Genomic DNA, 17,062 nt, shown 5'->3' with positions numbered 1-17,062 from the left:
TTCGCGGGACTTCAGTCCGTCCCGGTGGGCCTGGATGGACCTGGCGCGGCCTGCTGCTCGCGTGACTGGCGAGCGAACCGGAGAATCTCGTCCTCGGAGAGCTGGTCGGTGCGCATGACGGAGCGGTCGGCCTTGAGCTGCTGCACCTTGCCTTCGCGCAGCACATGGAACTGTCCCGGCTTCTGCCCGGGGAGCCTGGCTTCGGCATCCACGCGGGCCTCGGTGAACATGGGTTTGACCTTCCGGATGGCGTTGTCTTCCTTCACCCGCCCCACGCACCAGGTGCGCACGTTCTCCCGGCACTTGTAGTCGAGGTCTCCGGGGCTCTGCGTGGCGAGCATGATGCCCACGCCCGCCGAGCGCGCCCGCTTGAGCAGGCTCTCCATGGGCTCCTTGGTCGCGGGCTTGCTCGTCGCGGGCAGGTACAGGTCCGCCTCGTCGAAGAGGAGCACGGCCTGAAGCTGGGGCGAGGGGTGCTGACTGGCCCAGCGGTGGGTCTCCAGCAGGAGTTGGGAGACCCAGAAGAGGACGCGCGGATTGTCCCCCAGGAACTTCGTGCTGATGATGCTCAGTCGCGTGCGCCCGGGAATGCCGTGGACGCCGCGTCCGAGCAGCTCATCCAGGTCGAGCCGCTCGCCACCGGATGTCAGCAGCGAGCGCAGGTTGATGCGCAGCACGCTGAGGTCCTGGGCGAGCTTCGCGAAGGTCTTCTGGGGAATCCCATCCGTGGCCTCCAGGAGCGCGGGGTCCTGAGAGGTGACGAACTGCTGGATGAGTTCGAGGGTGACTTCCTTGCCGAACGACTGGCCCAGCAGCAGGCGGAGGGCCTGGGCGAGCAGGGCCTTCGCGGCTTTGTCATTGGGGCTGGTTCGATAGTCGAGCATCCCGGCGATGGCATCCGCCGCTTGCTGGACGCCCTGCTCGCGCTCCTCGGCGGGCAGTGTCTCCATGCCGTGAGGGACGATGGGAATCGCCAGCGGTCTGCCATCCGAGCGCCCCGGCGTGTACAGCGCCACGTCCACGCGCTCGCGCAGCAGCCGGCGCCGCTCCTGGAGCACGGCATCTTCCAGCGGCTCGTTCCAGGACTCGGGGCGGGCGTAGGTGGCGAGGTCGCCCTTCCTGTCCACGAGGATGACGGGGATGCCGCGCAGCAGGAGCTGCTCCAGGATGTTGAGCGCGAGCGTCGTCTTGCCGCTTCCCGAGCCACCCAGGAAGGCGCTGTGCCGTGTCAGCTCGGACGGGTCGATGGAGATGGGCTGCGTGAGGAGCCCTTCGGACGCGCCTATTCCCAGGGGGCCTGTGAGCACCTCGCGAGGCACTGGAGGGATTGATGCGGGAGCAACGCGAGGTACTGGGGGGAGGGAGGCGTGAGTGACGCGAGGCACCGGGGTGCCGGAGTCAGGAGTGACATGAGGCACCTGGGTGCCGGCTGCGGGAGTGACGCGAGCCCCGGGGGTAGCGGACAGGGGCGTGACCCGAGCCACCGGAGTGCCGGATGGGGGAGTGACGCGAGCCCCGGGGGTAGCGGACAGGGGCGCGACCCGAGCCACCGGAGTGCCGGATGGGGGCGTGACGCGAGGCTTCCGCGTGAGCCCTGGAACGGTGGCGGGGGGAGCCCGCGCGGCCGGCCGGCTCTCGTGCCCGGTCAAAAGCTCACTCACCGCCTCCATGTGCTGGGTGGCGTTTTCGACGTCATCGCCCACGGAGACCGGTGGCTGGCTCGGGGGGCGTGGTGCGGTGGGCGCACTTGCTGGACTCGAAGAGGCCTTGTCCAGGGGGCTCGGTGCGCCAGGCGCACTTGCTGGACTCGATGATGTCTTGTCCGGGGTGCGCGCCTCCGTGGTGCCACGCGCGCATTCCGAACGAGAGGTCGACGCGGTGTCCTCGGTTGCGGCGTCGCGAAGCGGTTTCCCGAAGGGAGACGTCACCGAGCCATCGAAGAACCCGGCCTGCCTGGGAATGAAGCCGTTCTCCGTCCTGGCGCGCGATGGAGCGGGCGGGGCTGGGACGTCGGCGCTCTTCATGGCGCGGCTCGTGGGCTCGCCATCAGTCTTGGGACGCGCGGGCCCCGTGGGCGGAGGCGGAAGCCCGAGTCGCTCCAGCCCGAGAATGTCACCCATCGACTTCAGTCGCGTGACGGGCCGCGCGGTGCGGCTCCACTCCGCGAGGGCCGCCTGCGCCACGTGCTGGGCGCGGAAGTCTCGCAGGGCGGACAGGTCCCTCAGGTCGCTGTCTCCCAGGACCACGCGACGCCCACCCTGACGGAAGAGATGTCCCAGTTGATCCTCCACCACGGTCCCCTTCGTGGCCGGGAACTCGGAGGTCCGGACCAGGACAGGTGTCTTGCCGGCCGCGGCCTTGAGGGCCTCCGCCATCTGTCGACCCAGATGACCACCTCGGGAGCTGTGCTCACACAGCGCGAGGATGAGCTTGTTGCCCGACGGGTGGACGCCGACGTCCAGCAGGTCGTCACCGTTGCGCGTCTTCACCATGAAGCGGGGCGAGCCGTTCAGTTCCTCGCTGCCCATCTCGATGGCCCAGGCGAGCAGGGCCGTCACGTCGGACGGGTCCTCGGGCAGCTTCTCCTTGTAGGCGGCGCGGAAGTCGGTCCACGCCTGGTCCATGTCAATGCCTGGTCCAACCGGGGGCTTCACGAGGTCCCCACCCAGGCCCTTGTTCGGAGACGGGAGCGGGAAGGAATCCGGGAGCCGCTGCAGGTCGATGGCCCGCTCTCGATACCGGCGGCACTCGTTCAAGACATCTCGTGCCCGCTGGCCGCCGAGTGCCTCGAAGCCCTCGGGAGGAATGGGATAGGTGGGCGTGCTGGGGTCGAAGGCCACGCCGCGCTGCTCATACAGGGAGCGGAGCCTGCGTGCCGCGATGTCCCGCGCGGTGCTCGCGGTGACGGTGCGCTCCAGCGTCCCGGGCTCCGGGTCGGTCTCGATACGGTCGACCATGGAGCGCGTCAGCAGGGGCCGCATCTTCTCCCAGTAGTCGGAGAGGCAGCAGACGACGACCACGGCCCTGGGCACCTTGCCCGCGATGGCGGCCAGCGTGTTCATCGCCCGGCGGAACGAGTTCTCCATCTGCGGACGCTGATCGAAGTCGCTGATGTCCTCGACCTGGTCCACGCAGAGCACCAGCGCATGGCCCAGCGCGCCCATGAGCCGGCCCAGGTGCTCCACCATCCGCGCGGGGCCGTCATCTGACGTGCGGGGAATGAGTTCTCCGATGACCTTCCGGTCCTCGGTCGAAATCTCCTCGCAGCGCAGCCAGTTGAAGATGCGGCGGTTGATGCGGGGGTCCCTGCGCTGGAAGTAGATGAGCGCGCGAAGCAGGTCCACTTCCACGTTCCGGAAGCGCGCGTCCGCGAGCAGTTCGTCCGCGACGGCTCGGACGGTGCCGTGCAGTTCATCGTCTTCGAGGATCTTCTGTTCGTGCTCGATGAGCGGCGCGAAGAGACTGGTGCACTGGCTCATCAGGGTGTTGGACAGGTGCATCAGACCGCTGTCGTCGCCCTGGGCCACGTCGTACGGGTGGTCCAGCGAGTCGATGAGGCTGGAGAGGATGTAGCGGTCGTAGTGCGAGGCATCGACGGTCATCGGCATGTAGCCGGTGAAGCCGCGCTTCTGTCCGTGCGCGTGGTTGCGGAAGGCGCGCACCAGGTGCGTCTTTCCGCTGCCGGACTCGCCGAGCAGGAGCAGGATTTTGCCGGTGTCGGGAGGAGGCGTGGTCGTCGCGCGGTCCAGCAGGCGCTTGAAGGCGCGGCGCGCGGGCGCGTTGAGCGTCTCCACGTCGAACGGGTCGGGCTGCCAGAGGTACTGGCCCTGTTGGACGCCGCTGAAGACCTCTCCGCTGTCGGAGAGGAAGACCTTGAGTCGAGGGTCGCTGGACATGCGCGCTCCTGGAAGGGCGAATCAGACGACGACGAAGTGGAAGCTGGCGCCGTAGGAGCGCACCTCGGACTCGGCGACGTCCGTGGGGTTCATGGCGGAGACGAGGTCGGCGCGAGTCAGGGACAGGCGTTGGGTGCGGTTGGCTTCCAGCAGCGCGGCCTCGAAGGCCTCCCGGTGGGGCCACTCGGGCTGGAGGGCCTTCCACACGTGGGAGATGAACACCTTGTCGCGGCCGAAGCGGCCAGTGGGCAGGGCTCGGGCCACCGAGAGGACGTGGTCGGCGAAGTCCTCCGTGCGTGGGGCCGGTGGCTTCGCGTCCCGGGTCGTCGGTGCGGTGGACACCACTGTGGGAACAGCGGGCTGCTCGGGGAGGAACCACTTGCGCAGGAGGGTCAGACGCACGGCTTCCGCGTCGGCACGTGTGGCTCCCGCGACGCGGGCGGTGAGCTGCTCCACGGCCTTGCGAGGGTCCTTCACCTCCGTGCCGAGCAGCTTGCCGAGGAGGTGCGCCTGTACGGCGGCGAGGGAGAAGGGGCGCTCGGTGTCGACGCCGAGCTGTCGCCAGAGGAGCCGGTCGCGGAGCTGGGGGAGGGAAGGGTCTCCCGCGCTCACGGCGGGGTACTGCCGGCCGAGTACGGCGGCGCGCACGCCATCGGCGTCAGCGAGTCGGGTCAGCACGGCCTTGGACGGAGTGAGCTCCAGGCTGTTGGCGAGCAGGTAGGTGGCCTTGAGCTTCTTCCAGGTCAGGCCCTTGGGGAGCTGTTCGAGGCGCAGGAACTGGAGGACGCGGGTGAGGCCGGCGCTGGTCAGCTCCAGGCCGGCCTTGTTCTTCCGGGCCACGAGCTGTTCTTGGAGCAGGTGCTCCAGCACGGAGTCGAGGAGAGTCTTCCACTCGGCGCGGCTGAGTCGGTGTTCCACGAAGGGGCGCAGGGCCTTGTCGAGGTCCGCTCGGGTGCCGGTGCGGTGGGGACGGGGAGCGAGCCAGGTGAGAGTGAGTCCCGCCAACCGGTTGTCAGCGCTGTCCATGCGTTGTCCTCTGCGAGGCGGCTTCTTGCCGCCGGGCGGCCATCAGCGTTTCGATTGTCTTGAGAATCTCTTCGTAGCGAGGCACCACGTCCTCCTCGAGGAAGCGGACGACCCAGTACCCGGCGCGCTGGAGCGCGAGGTCCTTGCGTCTGTCGCGGCGGAAGCGCTCGGTGTCGAGGAAGTGGTGGTAGCCGTCGATCTCCACGGCGAGCCGGAGCTCACGGCAGAGGAAGTCCACTTCGAGGGGGCGACTGCCGTCGCCGAGGTCCAGGGTGGCATTGAGGGCGAAGAGGCCCCGGGTGGCGGGGTGGACCTGGAGGATCTTGTTGTAGAGGAAGCGCTCGGCCTTGCTGCGGGCGCGGGCTTCGTCCTTCTGTCGGGCGACGTGGACGGCCTGCGCGCTTTCACGGAAGCGTTCGAGGAGGACGGGCTCGGCTTCGTCGTCCTTCGCGCGCGGAGTCTTGCGCGGGGTGCGGGGTGGTGGCGCGGGAGGGGGCGGCACCGCGTTGGACGTCACTGCGACTGGCGCGGACACGCTGCCGGGGTCTGGGAGTTCGAGGAGGCCCTCACGCAGCATGGCGAGGGCATGAGACTCCTTGCGGCCACGCGGTTCGCCGAGGGCGTCGGGGGGCAGCACGCAGGCGACATGGAGCATGGGAGCCGCGGAGCAGAGGGCGGTCGCCGTGCGCAGGCTGCGCGGGTCGGAAGGGGAGACGCGGAGTTGGAGCGCGGGAGCGCGGCCCTCGGGGATGAGGCAGAGGAGGGCGTGGAGGATGCGGAGGGGATCGCGAGCGATGGCCTCGCGAACCTCGGCCGAGAGTTCGCCGGGCGTGGCAGGCGAAGGGGCAACGAGGAGCTGTCGGCACAGGGCCCAGGTGACGGGCTCTGCGTGGGGAGGTTCCAGTCGCTCGAAGAGGACGTGGCGCTCGTGAGGCGTCTTGCCCTCGAAGTGCAGCTCGCGAGGGGAGAAGGCGCGTTGGGAGAGGACGACATAGCTCTCCGCGTCACGAGAGAGATTGCGCTCGGTGGCGAGGGCGGAGGCCCAGGTGGAGACGGTGGTGCGAAGGTCCTCGCTGCCCGAGGAGGTGGCTTTCAATCCGCTGCGGTGAAGCCATTCATCCCAGAGGAGGAGGGCGCGGTCTTGAGGACCGACGAGGACGCTCAGCGTGGGGATACCCTCCGCGCGCCGCCGGGCATGCCGGTCCAGCGAGTCCAGGAGCGCGGTGTCCGCCGGTGACAGCAAGGCCATTCCCCCACGGGTCTCCTGAGATGGACCCGTCACGCTGGGATGGAAGCCTGCTCCCGCACAGACACCGCTGGCAAGCCAGGAGGGGCCGAGCTCCATCCAATGGCGCACAACCTGCGTGGACGGGTCGGCCACGACTCCCTTATGGGCAGCGACGAGGCCTACTCCCATGAAACAGGCATTGATTCGTGGGCTGTGCCGCGTGCGGGAGGCGCTTGTCAGTCGATGTCTTCGTCGATCAGGTCGGTCTCGCGCTCGTCGAATTCGGCGACGGGGGCAGTTTTCATCTCCTGGCTTTGGGCGTCGACTCCCTCTCTCGTTCGAACCCAGCGATAAATAGCGCTCGGATATGGTATTTGTTTGGGATTGGGGTAGAGGATGAGGTAGCCCGGAAGCGCCGTCACTTGCCACTGTTCCGGCAACGCCCGAATCGCGAAATCAATAGCCTCTTGGGCGGTTGGCATGGCCTGAGTAACGTGTACTCGCGCGTTGTATGCCTGTGTGGCTGGGGCCTTTTTCTCGAAGCGAAGATTGTAGGGAAGGTTGGATTTTAGCTGGGAGAGGTACTTGCCAAGCGTCGTGTCCCCTAGATCGAGCCCCTGCACTCTAAATGCCAGATTGATTGGATATTGCGCGTCAAAATGGTTCGCGGCGACTTCGCTCGTATCGCGATTCTTGCCTGGGTCCTTGTTCCCAAAGCCGTTCGTATTCCAAGGAACCCCATTGGCCGTTGCTTCGCCTGTCTGTCGATACTTCTTGATCAGAAGTCGTTCAGGGGCGGCGGCGTCGAGATCCTCGTCTACATAGAGGCAGACGAAGCTAATCTCTTCGAGGGTAATATTCTTTCGACCGCTTAGTTTTCTTCGGTGATTCAGAAGCCGGGTCGGGAGTGATTGTTGTGCCTTCCCGACGTAGACTCGTCGATCATTGTGAAACAGTAGATACACGCCGGGGCGCGACTCAAGGCTGTTGATATTCTCTTGGGTGAGCGGCGCTTTTCGTAATGGGCCATCGTTGATGTCCAGCTTTTCGGCGAGCTGATCGGCGAGTGCCTTGGTAATGCTGAGCTTGAAGTCCGTGGCGAAGAACGTGGGCTTTGATGAGGACACGCGGAAATTCTAGCACCCTCGGTTTCGAAATTCTCTGATTCCGCGGATTGAGTGCCTTGGCCGGATTGATGAGCGAGCCAAGGCATCCTATTGGTGCCGTAAGAATGAACCGCCGAGTCTCCAATCGCATCCGGACTCGCCTTACCGACAACTTCGCTTGTTCCTGTACCGAACGTCGAGTTCAGCTCGCTTTGTTACTGTGCTGGCGCAGAGGGTTGTTCGTCCGTTGGAGAGGGCTCTTTGCCCTCCGAGGACTTGAGCTTGGACGCGACGCTGCGTGCCACCACCGCCGCCAGGCCCACCGGGACCGCGTTCCCGAGTTGCCGCATGACCTCGGACCACGCGCCTTCAAACCGCCAGGAGTCCGGAAACGTCTGGACCCGTGCAGCTTCTCGGACGGTCAGGTAGCGCACGGAGCCATCCTCGAAGGAGATCATGTTCTCTCCGCCAGGCACGCCGTGGACACCCGCCTTGAGGGTCTTGGACGGCATGTCGAGCGGGCTTCCCGTGTGACCTGGGTAGACCTTGGCGCCCGGCATGAGCTTGTGGTTCGTGAAGCCCTTCGCGTCTCGGTCCACGCGAGGCTCGGGCATGTCCGCGATGGCGTCGCGAATCGTCACCCAGGGCTTCGTTGGGATGGGCTGCCCGTTCTCCAAGTCGCGCATCCGCACGCCGCTGAGGGCGAAGGCCTTGCTCGAAGCCGGCTGCCGGACACCATGGCGCTTCCAGTACTCACCCGTGACGTGCTTGTCCCAGATGAGTGCGTCCTCGCTGTGGGTCGGCTCCGGGAAATGCCACTCCAGCCCCGTGTCCGCGCGGAAGCCCACGATGAAGACGCGCTCCCGCTGTTGCGGCACTCCGTAATTGGCGGAGTTCAAGAGCTGGGCGACGACGTTGTATCTGACACCTTGAAACCGTCCTCGCGTGTGGACGTCCTCGAGCCGAGTCCGATGCTCGGGCCACTCCTCGGTCCGCTTCTTCGTGATGGTCGGGTACGTCAGGTGCAGCTTGATGTACTCGAAGTAGTTCTGAAAGCTCGCCCGGAGGAGCCCCTTCACGTTCTCCAGAATGAACGCGCGCGGCTGGAGCTCCCGCACGGCGCGCACGAACTCGGGGAACATGTTCCGCGCGTCATCCTGGGCGCGATGCTTCCCCCCCAGGCTGAAGGGCTGGCAAGGCGCCCCGCCAGCCACGAGGTCCACATCTCCATTCCCGAACATGTCGAAGGAGAGAAGCCGAATGTCGGTGTGGTGGATTCTCCAGTGCTGGATGCCGGGAACGGAGTTCGCACTCGCGTTGTTGCGCAGGGTGTCGCAGGCGTCCTCGTCCCACTCGACGAGGCCGCGGTGGCGGAATCCGGCTTGGTGCGTGCCCAGGGCCAGTCCACCCGCGCCGGTGAACAGCTCGATGGAGTTCATGGGGGGCGTATCCATGTCGATCCCGGCCTCGAAGTGCAAGAGGGTTTTGGTCGGACCGTGAGCGCCGTGGCGCTCGCCACCCCGTGCCTCAGGGGGACGGAATCGGACCGGGTTTCCGAGGCGTGTCCAGAAACTCGCGGATGATTTCCCGCAGGGCGCCCTCGTCGCGCAACTGGCACTCCCAGACAACGAGGGCCGACCACCCCAGATTCCGAAGCTCCTCGAGTTTGCGAATATCGCGCGCGCGGTTCCCATCCAGCTTGGGCATCCAAAAATCGAGCCGGGATTTTGGCAGGCGGGCGAGAGGACAGCCCGGCTCCGGGTGCCGGTGCCAGAAGCACCCGTGAACGAAGAGGGCCTTCTTCTTTCCGGGGAAGGCGAGATCGGGGCGCCCTGGAACTTTCTTGTACTGGAGGCGATACCGGTAGCCCATGCCCGAGACCAGTCGGCGGACGCGCAGCTCCGGTTTCGTGTCCCGGTCGCGCACGCGGGACATTCGTTCGCTTCGCTCCTTGGGACTGAGCGTGTCCATGCGCGAATCGAGTCGGGCCGGAGACTTCCCTGCTACCGCGGGTCCGGGTCCCCCTGAGGCAGCTCCAGCACATCCGGCATCTCCGCGAGCATGTTGGCGTTCGGGTAGAGCGTGAGCTGTCCCGCCTGTCGCTCCAGGAGTCCCTCAATCCCTCCCGGCGTCGCCTCGAACGGCGTCCCATGCACCTGGAAGGCGAACGCCTCCCACAGTCTGGCCACGTGCTCCCTCCAGGAGCGAGGCAGTGCCTGGAACGTCTTGCGCGCCTGCTCCGCCAGCGGTGACGTGTCCCCACCCTCCTCGTTCCCGAACACGCGCCGCCGGAAGATGTCCCGCTCCCGGCTCCGCTCCTCCGGTGTGGCCTTCGCCAGCGCCCTCATTCCCGCCGACAGGTCCTTCCACAATTCCAACGTCGCCGAGGACGGAATCGTCGTGATGAAGCTGTTCACCATCACATGCATCGCCCCGAACGACTCCACGTGGTGCCACCAGAAGGGCGGAATCAACAGCGCCTCCCCGGGCTCGACGACCGCGACACACGCATGCTCCAACGCCGTGCGGAACCTCGGATGCCGCTCCAAATCCATGTTCAACAACTGCACGCTCGTCGTGGGCGCGCCTCCCGCCAGCACGTCGAACGGCGCGTGGTACAGGTTCGCCAACTGCTCCGGCGGGAACATCGTCACCCGCTTGGTTCCCTCGAACATGCAGATGAAGTTGATGCAGTCGTCGTAATGCAGGTTCACCACCTGCCCATCCGACCCAATCCAGAACTTGCTCTCCACCCCACGCGGCTCGGTGAACCGCAGGAAGTCGAAGCGCAGTTTCTCCCGGACGTGCGACTGCTCCAGCATCCCGTTCTGCATGTAGACGTACTCGCCCGTCTCCACCGCCGCCTTCAGGCGCCCCGCGAAGTCCGCGAACGTGCCCTCCTCCGGCACCGCCGCCGCCCCCCCATCCGCATGGTTCTCGACGAGCTTCGGCCGATACTGCCCCCGCGACTCCGGCGGCAACACGCAGAAGTAGTGCGGGCGCTCCCCAAGCTGCGCCTCCAGCGCCGCCAGCTTGCCGTCCAACGTCGACCGAGAGCGCAGCTCCCCGAGCAGCCCCGAGTCCTCCAGCAACCCCCGCACGATGACGGGCTCCCGGTAATGCCACTCCCGGAGTTCCTCCAGTGAAGGTCGCTCCAACCTGCGAACCGATGGGGCGGAAAAGGGCAGGGGCTTCAGGGGCATGGGCTCCGACTCGGGGCACGAGGGGGCCTCCACGCTAGCATGTCTCCCGAAGCCCTCCGGAGCACCCCTTAGAGCAGTCCCCCCGACACGGGCACCGGCGCCGCCTCGCGGTAGAGGCGCAGCGTGTCCGCCACGCTGTGCTGGAACTCGAAGCCCGTCGCCTCCAGGAAGCGCCGGTTGTCCACGACGATGGGATAACGCAGGTGGTCCAAGGCCCCCACCGACAGTCGAGGGAAGCCCGCCCGCCCCAGGAGGAACGACAACACCCTCGAAGGCAACGGCACCCCCGTGCGCCCCGTCTCCCGGACGATGACGGAGAGCGGAATCGGCGCGGGCCCGGCGATGTTGAAGATGCCCCGCACCTTCTTCTCCAGCGCGAGCTGCAACGCCGTCACCACGTCCTCTTCCTGCATCACATGGAACAGCGGGTCATACCCCAGCACCAACGGCACCCGCCGGCCCTTCAGGAACGACGCCAGCGTCCCCGTGCCCGGCGCGCCCAGGGTGTACGGCAGCCGCAGCACCCCCGTCGTCACCTCCGGCAGTCGCCACAGCGCCGTGGCCGCGTACAGGTCGGCGGCCACCAGGTCCGCCAGTTCAGGGATGGCCTCCAGCGCGCGCGGTGGCTCGTCCTCGGAGTGGTACAGCGGCGAGTCCGGCGCCGCCCCGTAGAACGTGTGCCGTCCCACGAAGAGCAGCTGCTTCACCCCGTGCGTCGCGCAGTGGTCGAACACCGCCTTGGTGCCGTCCAGGTTGATGCGCCCCCGCTCCGCCCCCGGCACCGTGAAGGCCGTGACGGTGGCCATGTGCACCACCGCCTCCGGGCGCCAGCGGCGGAAGACGTCCTCGGCCACGCGCTTGCGCACGTCACCCCGGAACACCTCGATGCCCGCCTCCCGCGCGTTCTCCCATGGGCGGATGTCCACCCCCGCCACGTCGTGGCCAGCGAGCTTCAGCCGCAGCGCCAGCTTGCGCGCGATACCTCCGGCGATACCCGGGATGAGCACCCTCATGGCAGCAGCTTCCTCGCCAGCCCGCGGTGCTGTCGCCCCGCCCGGCCAAGCTCGATGAGACCCGCGATGCGCTCCTTCACCTTCGCCACATACCCCTCGATGACGTGGTCGTCCTCGTCCCCGGTGCCGTGGAAGACGAGCGGCTCGCCATAGTGAATCTCCAACTGCACCGGCAACGGCAACGGGAGCAGGTATGGCGTCAGCGGGATGTACGGCACCCCCAGCAGCTTGCCCAACGTGTATGCGTTGAACACCGTGGGGATGGCCGAGCCGCCCCCCAGGAACGCGAAGGGGATGATGGGCGAGCGCGTCTGCAACGCCAGCCGCACGAAGCCCGTGCCGAAGTCCACCAGCGAGTACCGGTCCGGATACAGCTTGGCCGTCCCGCGCGCGCCTTCCGGGAAGATCATCAACAGCCGGTCATCCTCCAAGAGCCGCTTCGCATGCTCGGGCAGCCCGGTGAACTGGCCGGTGCGGCTGGCCCAGAGGGAGGAGACGGGGAACTTGTGGAGGAAGCGCTCCACCATGCCCTGCGACAGGCGGGGCGGGTCCATCTCCAGCATGGTGGACGTCAGCACCATGGCGCCGTCCACCGCCACGCCGCCGGAGTGGTTGCCCACCAGCATCCCGCGGCCTCGGGCGGGGATGTGGTGGATGCCATGGCAGCGCACCCGGAAGTAATACCGGTAGATGAGCGTGAAGAGGCGCAGCGCGTCCCTCACGTGCTTCTTGGAGATTCCGTACGGGTCCACGCCGTACTCGTTGAACGGCAACTCCAGCCGGTCAACCCGCGCTTCCAATCCGTCGCTCAGGGCCACGGCGCGGGACCGTAGCACCCCCGGATGAGTCCCGCTGCATTCCGCGCCGAGTGCATTGGGCCCCGACCCCCGCCTGGGCCATACTGCCGCCACCCCCCTATGACATCCCCAGACGAACTCGCCATCGAGGTGAAGGGACTGGTCAAGCGCTTCGGTGACGTCGTCGCCGTGGACGGCATCGACCTCGACATCCGCCGGGGCGAGTGCGTGGGTCTGCTCGGCCCCAACGGCGCCGGCAAGACGACCACCGTCGAAATCCTCGAGGGACTCCAGGAGCCCACCTCCGGTCACGTGCGCCTGCTCGGCCTGGACTGGAAGCGCTCCGCCACGCAGTTGCGCCAGCGCATCGGCCTGACGCTCCAGGAGACGCGGCTGGTGGAACACCTCACGGTGGAGGAGACGGTGAAGATGTTCGCCTCCTTCTATCCACGCCCGCTCCCCGTCGAGGAGCTCATTGGCATGGTGCAGCTCGGCGAGAAGCGCGGGGCGCGGGTGGGCAAGCTCTCAGGCGGTCAGCGGCAGCGGCTGGCCCTGGCGCTGGGCCTGGCGGGAGACCCGGACCTGTTCTTCCTGGACGAGCCGACGACGGGGTTGGACCCACAGTCGCGCCGGGCGCTGTGGGACGTGGTGGTGGCGCTCAAGGCGCGAGGCCGCACGGTGGTGCTGACCACGCACTACATGGACGAGGCCGAGGTCCTCTGTGACAGGCTGGTCATCATCGACAAGGGCCGGGTCATGACGCGCGGGACGCCCGGGGAAATCATCGCCTCGCTGGGGGCCGATCAGGTCATCGAGCTGGAGGCGGACCCCGCGTTGGACCTGGAGCGGCTGCGCCCGCTGCCGGCGGTCGTCTCGGCGCAGCGCCACGCGGACCGGCTCTCCCTGCGGGTGAAGGAGCTGCATGTGGCGCTGCCCTCGGTGCTGCGCGAGGTGGAGCTGTCGGGCGCCCGGCTGCGGCACCTGTCCACGCGCAGGTCCACGCTGGATGACGTGTTCATCGGATTGACGGGGCGCTCGCTTCGCGAGGGCACCGAGGAGAAGGCGGCGTGATGGGCTCGCTGGGACAACTGGTGCTGATGCGGCTGCGGGTGCTGTGGCGCCAGCCGGAGGTGTTCTTCTGGACGTTCATCTTCCCCATCGTCACCACGCTGGTGCTGGGGCTGGCCTTCCGCAACGAGTCGCTGTCGCCCGTGCGCGTGGCTGTCACCGACGGGCCGGGGGCCCCGGCGCTGCTCGCCCGGTTGGAGGGGACGCCGGAGCTGGAGGCCCAGGTGCTGGACGCCGCCGAGGCACGGCGCATGCTCGCCCGAGGGCGGGTGTCGCTGGTGCTCGTGCCCGGTGACTTGAGTCCCGAGGCGCTGGTGGACCCCAGCCAGCCCGAGGGACGCACCGCGCGGCTGCTGGTGTCCCAGGCCCTGGCGCGGGCTCCGGACGCACCTCGACTGGAGGCGGTGAAGACGACGCCGGTGTCGGAGCCGGGCAATCGCTACATCGACTTCCTCATCCCCGGGCTGCTCGGCATGTCGTTGATGTCCTCCAGCCTGTGGGCGCTGGCGGTGCCGCTGGTGTCGATGCGCGGCGGCAAGCTGCTCAAGCGCCTGGCGGGCACACCCATGTCCCGCTCGCACTTCTTCCTCGCCTTCCTCTTGGGGCGCACGGTCTTCGCGGTGCTGGAGGTCGCCTTCTTCTGCGCCTTCGCCCGCTGGCTCTTCGGCGTGCCCATGTTCGGCAGCTACTTCGCGCTCCTGGGCGTGGGGCTGCTGGGGGCCATGTGCTTCGCCTCGCTGGCGCTGCTGGTGTCCATCCGGGCGCGCAACGAGGAGTCGGTGGGCGGCCTCGTCAACCTCGTCTCCATGCCGATGATGTTCCTGTCCGGCGTCTTCTTCGCGTCGGAGAACTTCCCCGGCTGGATGCAGCCGCTCATCCGCGCGCTGCCGTTGACGGCGCTCAATGACTCGCTGCGCTCCATCATGCTGGAAGGCACGTCGCTGATGACGCTGGGCATGCCCATGGCGGTGCTCGCCGCCTGGACGGTGCTTCCGATGGTGGCCGCGCTGCGCTGGTTCCGCTGGGTCTGAAGGAGAGTCCATGTCGAAGCCCGCCGTGTCGCCCGCCTTCGTCCAGCAGCTCAACTTCCTCGCCCGTGACGCGAGCAACGAGTCCGCGGCGCTCCAGGCCGCATTCTCGCTCGGGTTGCTCGACAAGCTTCCCCGGGGACCCGGCGCGGTGCCCGTGTCGCTGGACGCCCTGGCTCGACAGTTGGGAGCGAACTCGCGCGGAGTGCGCGCCGTCATCGAGCCCCTGGTGGGCCTGGGCTTCGTGCGGCTGGAGGAGGTGCGGGGCTACTCGCTCGCGGACGCGACGGCGGCCTTCCTCGCGCAGGACTCCTTCACCGCGCGGCTGCGGGACGTCCTCGATTGGTGGCATGTGGTGGCGAAGCTGCCGGAGGCGGTGCGCACGGGTGGCGCGGTGGATGGGCGCGACCTGCTCGGCTGGTACCGCGCGCTGTTCCTGGAGCCCTCGCCGCCCGCGCCCGGTCCGGAGGCGGAGGACTTTCATGACCGCTTCGCGCGCAACTTCGCGCGCACCCAGGCACTGGTGACGGCGGCGGAGCTGGGCCTGCTGGCGCGGCTGGTGGAGTCATCCGCGCCGAAGGCCACGCTGGCGGCCGAGCTGGGCGCGCATCCGGAGGGGCTGGGCGTGCTGCTGGGCGTGCTGGCCACGCTGGACGTCACTCGCGAAGAGGACGGCCGCTGGGGCTTCACGGAGTCCGCGGCGCGGATGCTGGATGCGACGAGCCTGCCGTACTTCCAGCGCGCGCTGCCGGCGACCATGGCCTACTGGGAGGCCTTCGGGCACCTGGACGAGGCGGTGCGTGAGCATCGCTTCCGGTTGGACTTGAGGCAGCCCGAGACGGCGCGCCGCATCTACCAGGAGAACGCGTCGCGCATCTCCAGCATCTTCGCCTCTCACCTGCGGCTGAGTCGCAAGGCGGCGGAGTTGGTGGGTTCCATGCGCTCGCTCGCGGGCGCGCGGGTGCTGGACGTGGGCACGGGCTCCGGCGTGTGGGGCGCGGCCTTCGGGCTGGCGGCGCCCACGACGCATGTGACGTACCTGGACTCGCCCCACGTGCTGGACGCGGTGCGCCCGCACCTGACGAAGCTGAAGCTGGAGGCTCGCTCGCGGCTGTGGGAGGGCGACTGCCTCACGGTGGACTACGGCGAGGCGGAATACGACGTCATCCTCCTGCCGCAAATCATCCCCGCGCTGCCGCCCGAGGCCCTGCCGGGCTTCTTCGCGAAGCTCGCGCGGGCGCTGCGGCCCGGAGGGCTGCTGCTCATCTCGGGCTACCTGCTCACGGACCGGCGGGATGGGCCGCTCGACGCGCTCTACTTCTCGCTGCGGCGCTACGTGTCCAACGAGGGCGACGTGTTGTCCCTGCCGGAGTTCCGCGCGCTCCTGACGCCCGTGGGACTGTCGTCCGCGCGAGGCTTCGACATGCCCATCCAGCAAGTCGTCGTCGCCCATCGCGGTGATGTCGCCTGGCCCGTGGTCCCCAGCGCCGCCGTGACGGCCGCCTGAGTCTTCACTTCCGGAGTCGAGATGGAACCGCTGCGTTCATTCTTCATGGAGGACTACCTGGAGGGCTCGCGGTTCACCGCGCGCTACAACCTGGGAGAGTCCGGAGGCCGTCCCGTCACGGTGGGCGAGCTCTTGACGGGCTCGGGGGTGAGTGCCGCCCAGGCGTCGGAGGTCTTCCTATCCACGCTCCTGCGCGACAGTCCGAACTGGGGGCGCGCGGACCTGCGGGATTTGGTGGCCGCCATGCACCCGGGTGCCACGCGGGACAACGTGCTCATCACCACCGGCACCAGCGAGGCGCTGCTGTTGCTGTTCCGCCAGCTCCGTCCGCGCAAGGTGGCGTTGGCGTGGCCCGCGTTCCAGCTCCTCTATGAGCTGCCCATGCAGCAGGGCGCGCAGTGGGTGAAGCTGCCCGTGCGTTGGAACGCCCAGGGCCAGCCGTCCATCGACGCGGCCGAGTGGCTGGAGTGCCTGGAGCGCGAGCGCCCGGACGCCGTCATCATCAACACCCCCCACAACCCGAGCGGCCTGGTGCTGGACGCGGACCTGCTGGGCGCGGTGACGGCGTGGGCCGAAGCCCATGGCGCCACGGTGGTGGGCGACGAGCACTACCGCTTCTTGTCCTCGGAGGACGCGGTGCTGGGTCCCACCGTCTGGCGGCCGGGCACGCGCTCGTTCGTCACGGGCTCGTTCATCAAGTGCCTGGGGTGTCCGGGGCTGCGCATCGGCTGGTGCGTGGGCGACACGAAGATGCTGGCGCTGATGCAGAACGAGAAGAACTACACGACGCACACGGTGAACCCGGTGACGGAGTGGATTTCGTACGAAGTCCTCAAGGACCTGCACAGCCCCGCGCTGCATCGCGCGCGGGAGGACTGGCTCCAGAACCGGCGCACGCTGGCCGCGTTCCTGGAGCGCTCGCGGGGCGTGTACGGCACCGCGCCGCAGGGCGGCCTCGTCACCTGCATCGGCGTGCGGGACGCCATGGAGCCGGCGGCGTTTTCTGCCCGGCTGGAGGCCCTGGCGGCCGCGGGCGTGTTCGTGCTGCCGCTGAGCGCCATGGAAGTTGGCGAGCCCCACGGCGCGCATCCCCTGGAGCGGGGGCACGGCTTCCGGCTGGGTTTGGGCGCGGCGCCGGCGCACTTCGCGGAGGCGCTCGAGGTGATTGAGCGGGCGACGGCCCGGTAGCG

At 68.0% G+C, this 17,062-nt stretch carries 13 protein-coding genes; 4 read left to right on the top strand and 9 right to left on the bottom strand.

The genetic code is table 11. The annotated features are described in order from the left end of the window. Positions 1–11: 11 nt before the first annotated feature. The 9 genes from HUA76_RS30335 to HUA76_RS30295 form a co-directional block, all read right to left on the bottom strand. Positions 12–3,896, bottom strand: a complete 3,885-nt coding sequence (locus tag HUA76_RS30335; RefSeq protein ID WP_174462799.1) for a helicase HerA-like domain-containing protein — start codon at positions 3,894–3,896, stop codon at positions 12–14. A 21-nt stretch (positions 3,897–3,917) separates the two neighbouring features. Beyond that, entirely contained in the window at positions 3,918–4,922 is a 1,005-nt protein-coding gene (locus tag HUA76_RS30330; protein ID WP_174462798.1) for a hypothetical protein, read from the bottom strand. Further along, the gene (locus HUA76_RS30325; protein WP_174462797.1) at positions 4,909–6,171 is read right to left on the bottom strand and encodes an endonuclease domain-containing protein; all 1,263 of its coding nucleotides are present in this window, start codon (positions 6,169–6,171) and stop codon (positions 4,909–4,911) included. The genes HUA76_RS30330 and HUA76_RS30325 overlap by 14 nt, the downstream gene beginning before the upstream one ends. Positions 6,172–6,386: 215 nt before the next feature. After that, on the bottom strand, positions 6,387–7,277 hold the full coding sequence (locus tag HUA76_RS30320; protein ID WP_174462796.1) for a GIY-YIG nuclease family protein: 891 nt from the start codon (positions 7,275–7,277) through the stop codon (positions 6,387–6,389). A gap of 194 nt (positions 7,278–7,471) precedes the next feature. Then, the gene (locus HUA76_RS30315; RefSeq protein WP_254614575.1) at positions 7,472–8,710 is read right to left on the bottom strand and encodes a DNA cytosine methyltransferase; all 1,239 of its coding nucleotides are present in this window, start codon (positions 8,708–8,710) and stop codon (positions 7,472–7,474) included. 73 nt (positions 8,711–8,783) lie between these two features. Further along, positions 8,784–9,227: a very short patch repair endonuclease gene (locus HUA76_RS30310; protein WP_174462795.1), complete on the bottom strand. Its 444-nt coding sequence runs from the start codon at positions 9,225–9,227 to the stop codon at positions 8,784–8,786. Positions 9,228–9,259: 32 nt separating this feature from the next. Next, positions 9,260–10,459 carry a cupin-like domain-containing protein gene (locus tag HUA76_RS30305; RefSeq protein WP_174462794.1) on the bottom strand — a complete coding sequence of 400 codons (1,200 nt, stop codon included), beginning with the start codon at positions 10,457–10,459 and terminating at the stop codon, positions 9,260–9,262. A gap of 68 nt (positions 10,460–10,527) precedes the next feature. Further along, complete coding sequence (locus tag HUA76_RS30300; protein ID WP_174462793.1) at positions 10,528–11,472, bottom strand: NAD-dependent epimerase/dehydratase family protein; 945 nt, start codon at positions 11,470–11,472, stop codon at positions 10,528–10,530. Further along, positions 11,469–12,290, bottom strand: coding sequence for a lysophospholipid acyltransferase family protein (locus tag HUA76_RS30295; RefSeq protein WP_141641574.1), 822 nt, complete (start codon positions 12,288–12,290; stop codon positions 11,469–11,471). Before HUA76_RS30295 ends, HUA76_RS30300 begins: the two co-directional genes overlap by 4 nt. 99 nt (positions 12,291–12,389) lie before the next feature. Here HUA76_RS30295 and HUA76_RS30290 point away from each other — a divergent pair, with 99 nt between their 5' ends. From HUA76_RS30290 to HUA76_RS30275, 4 genes are read left to right on the top strand one after another with little or no spacing between them, the layout of a single operon-like run. Next, positions 12,390–13,340, top strand: a complete 951-nt coding sequence (locus tag HUA76_RS30290; protein ID WP_141641573.1) for an ABC transporter ATP-binding protein — start codon at positions 12,390–12,392, stop codon at positions 13,338–13,340. Then, positions 13,340–14,368, top strand: a complete 1,029-nt coding sequence (locus HUA76_RS30285) for an ABC transporter permease (protein ID WP_141641634.1) — start codon at positions 13,340–13,342, stop codon at positions 14,366–14,368. Before HUA76_RS30290 ends, HUA76_RS30285 begins: the two co-directional genes overlap by 1 nt. Positions 14,369–14,378: 10 nt before the next feature. Continuing rightward, the gene (locus HUA76_RS30280; RefSeq protein WP_174462792.1) at positions 14,379–15,872 is read left to right on the top strand and encodes a class I SAM-dependent methyltransferase; all 1,494 of its coding nucleotides are present in this window, start codon (positions 14,379–14,381) and stop codon (positions 15,870–15,872) included. 21 nt (positions 15,873–15,893) lie between these two features. Continuing rightward, on the top strand, positions 15,894–17,060 hold the full coding sequence (locus tag HUA76_RS30275) for a pyridoxal phosphate-dependent aminotransferase (protein ID WP_141641571.1): 1,167 nt from the start codon (positions 15,894–15,896) through the stop codon (positions 17,058–17,060). Positions 17,061–17,062: the final 2 nt, after the last annotated feature.

The organism is Myxococcus sp. CA056 (assembly GCF_013336715.1).
Lineage (GTDB): Bacteria > Myxococcota > Myxococcia > Myxococcales > Myxococcaceae > Myxococcus > Myxococcus llanfairpwllgwyngyllgogerychwyrndrobwllllantysiliogogogochensis.
This window is presented reverse-complemented; position numbering and strand designations above follow the sequence as displayed.

Bases quoted from the DNA above. Each gene is read 5' to 3' on its own strand.
- HUA76_RS30290 (WP_141641573.1), top strand. From the start codon at position 12,390: ATGACATCCCCAGACGAACTCGCCATCGAGGTGAAGGGACTGGTCAAG.
- HUA76_RS30335 (WP_174462799.1), bottom strand. From the start codon at position 3,896: ATGTCCAGCGACCCTCGACTCAAGGTCTTCCTCTCCGACAGCGGAGAG.
- HUA76_RS30275 (WP_141641571.1), top strand. From the start codon at position 15,894: ATGGAACCGCTGCGTTCATTCTTCATGGAGGACTACCTGGAGGGCTCG.
- HUA76_RS30300 (WP_174462793.1), bottom strand. From the start codon at position 11,472: ATGAGGGTGCTCATCCCGGGTATCGCCGGAGGTATCGCGCGCAAGCTG.
- HUA76_RS30305 (WP_174462794.1), bottom strand. From the start codon at position 10,459: ATGCCCCTGAAGCCCCTGCCCTTTTCCGCCCCATCGGTTCGCAGGTTG.
- HUA76_RS30280 (WP_174462792.1), top strand. From the start codon at position 14,379: ATGTCGAAGCCCGCCGTGTCGCCCGCCTTCGTCCAGCAGCTCAACTTC.
- HUA76_RS30330 (WP_174462798.1), bottom strand. From the start codon at position 4,922: ATGGACAGCGCTGACAACCGGTTGGCGGGACTCACTCTCACCTGGCTC.
- HUA76_RS30325 (WP_174462797.1), bottom strand. From the start codon at position 6,171: ATGGCCTTGCTGTCACCGGCGGACACCGCGCTCCTGGACTCGCTGGAC.
- HUA76_RS30315 (WP_254614575.1), bottom strand. From the start codon at position 8,710: ATGGATACGCCCCCCATGAACTCCATCGAGCTGTTCACCGGCGCGGGT.
- HUA76_RS30285 (WP_141641634.1), top strand. From the start codon at position 13,340: ATGGGCTCGCTGGGACAACTGGTGCTGATGCGGCTGCGGGTGCTGTGG.
- HUA76_RS30310 (WP_174462795.1), bottom strand. From the start codon at position 9,227: ATGGACACGCTCAGTCCCAAGGAGCGAAGCGAACGAATGTCCCGCGTG.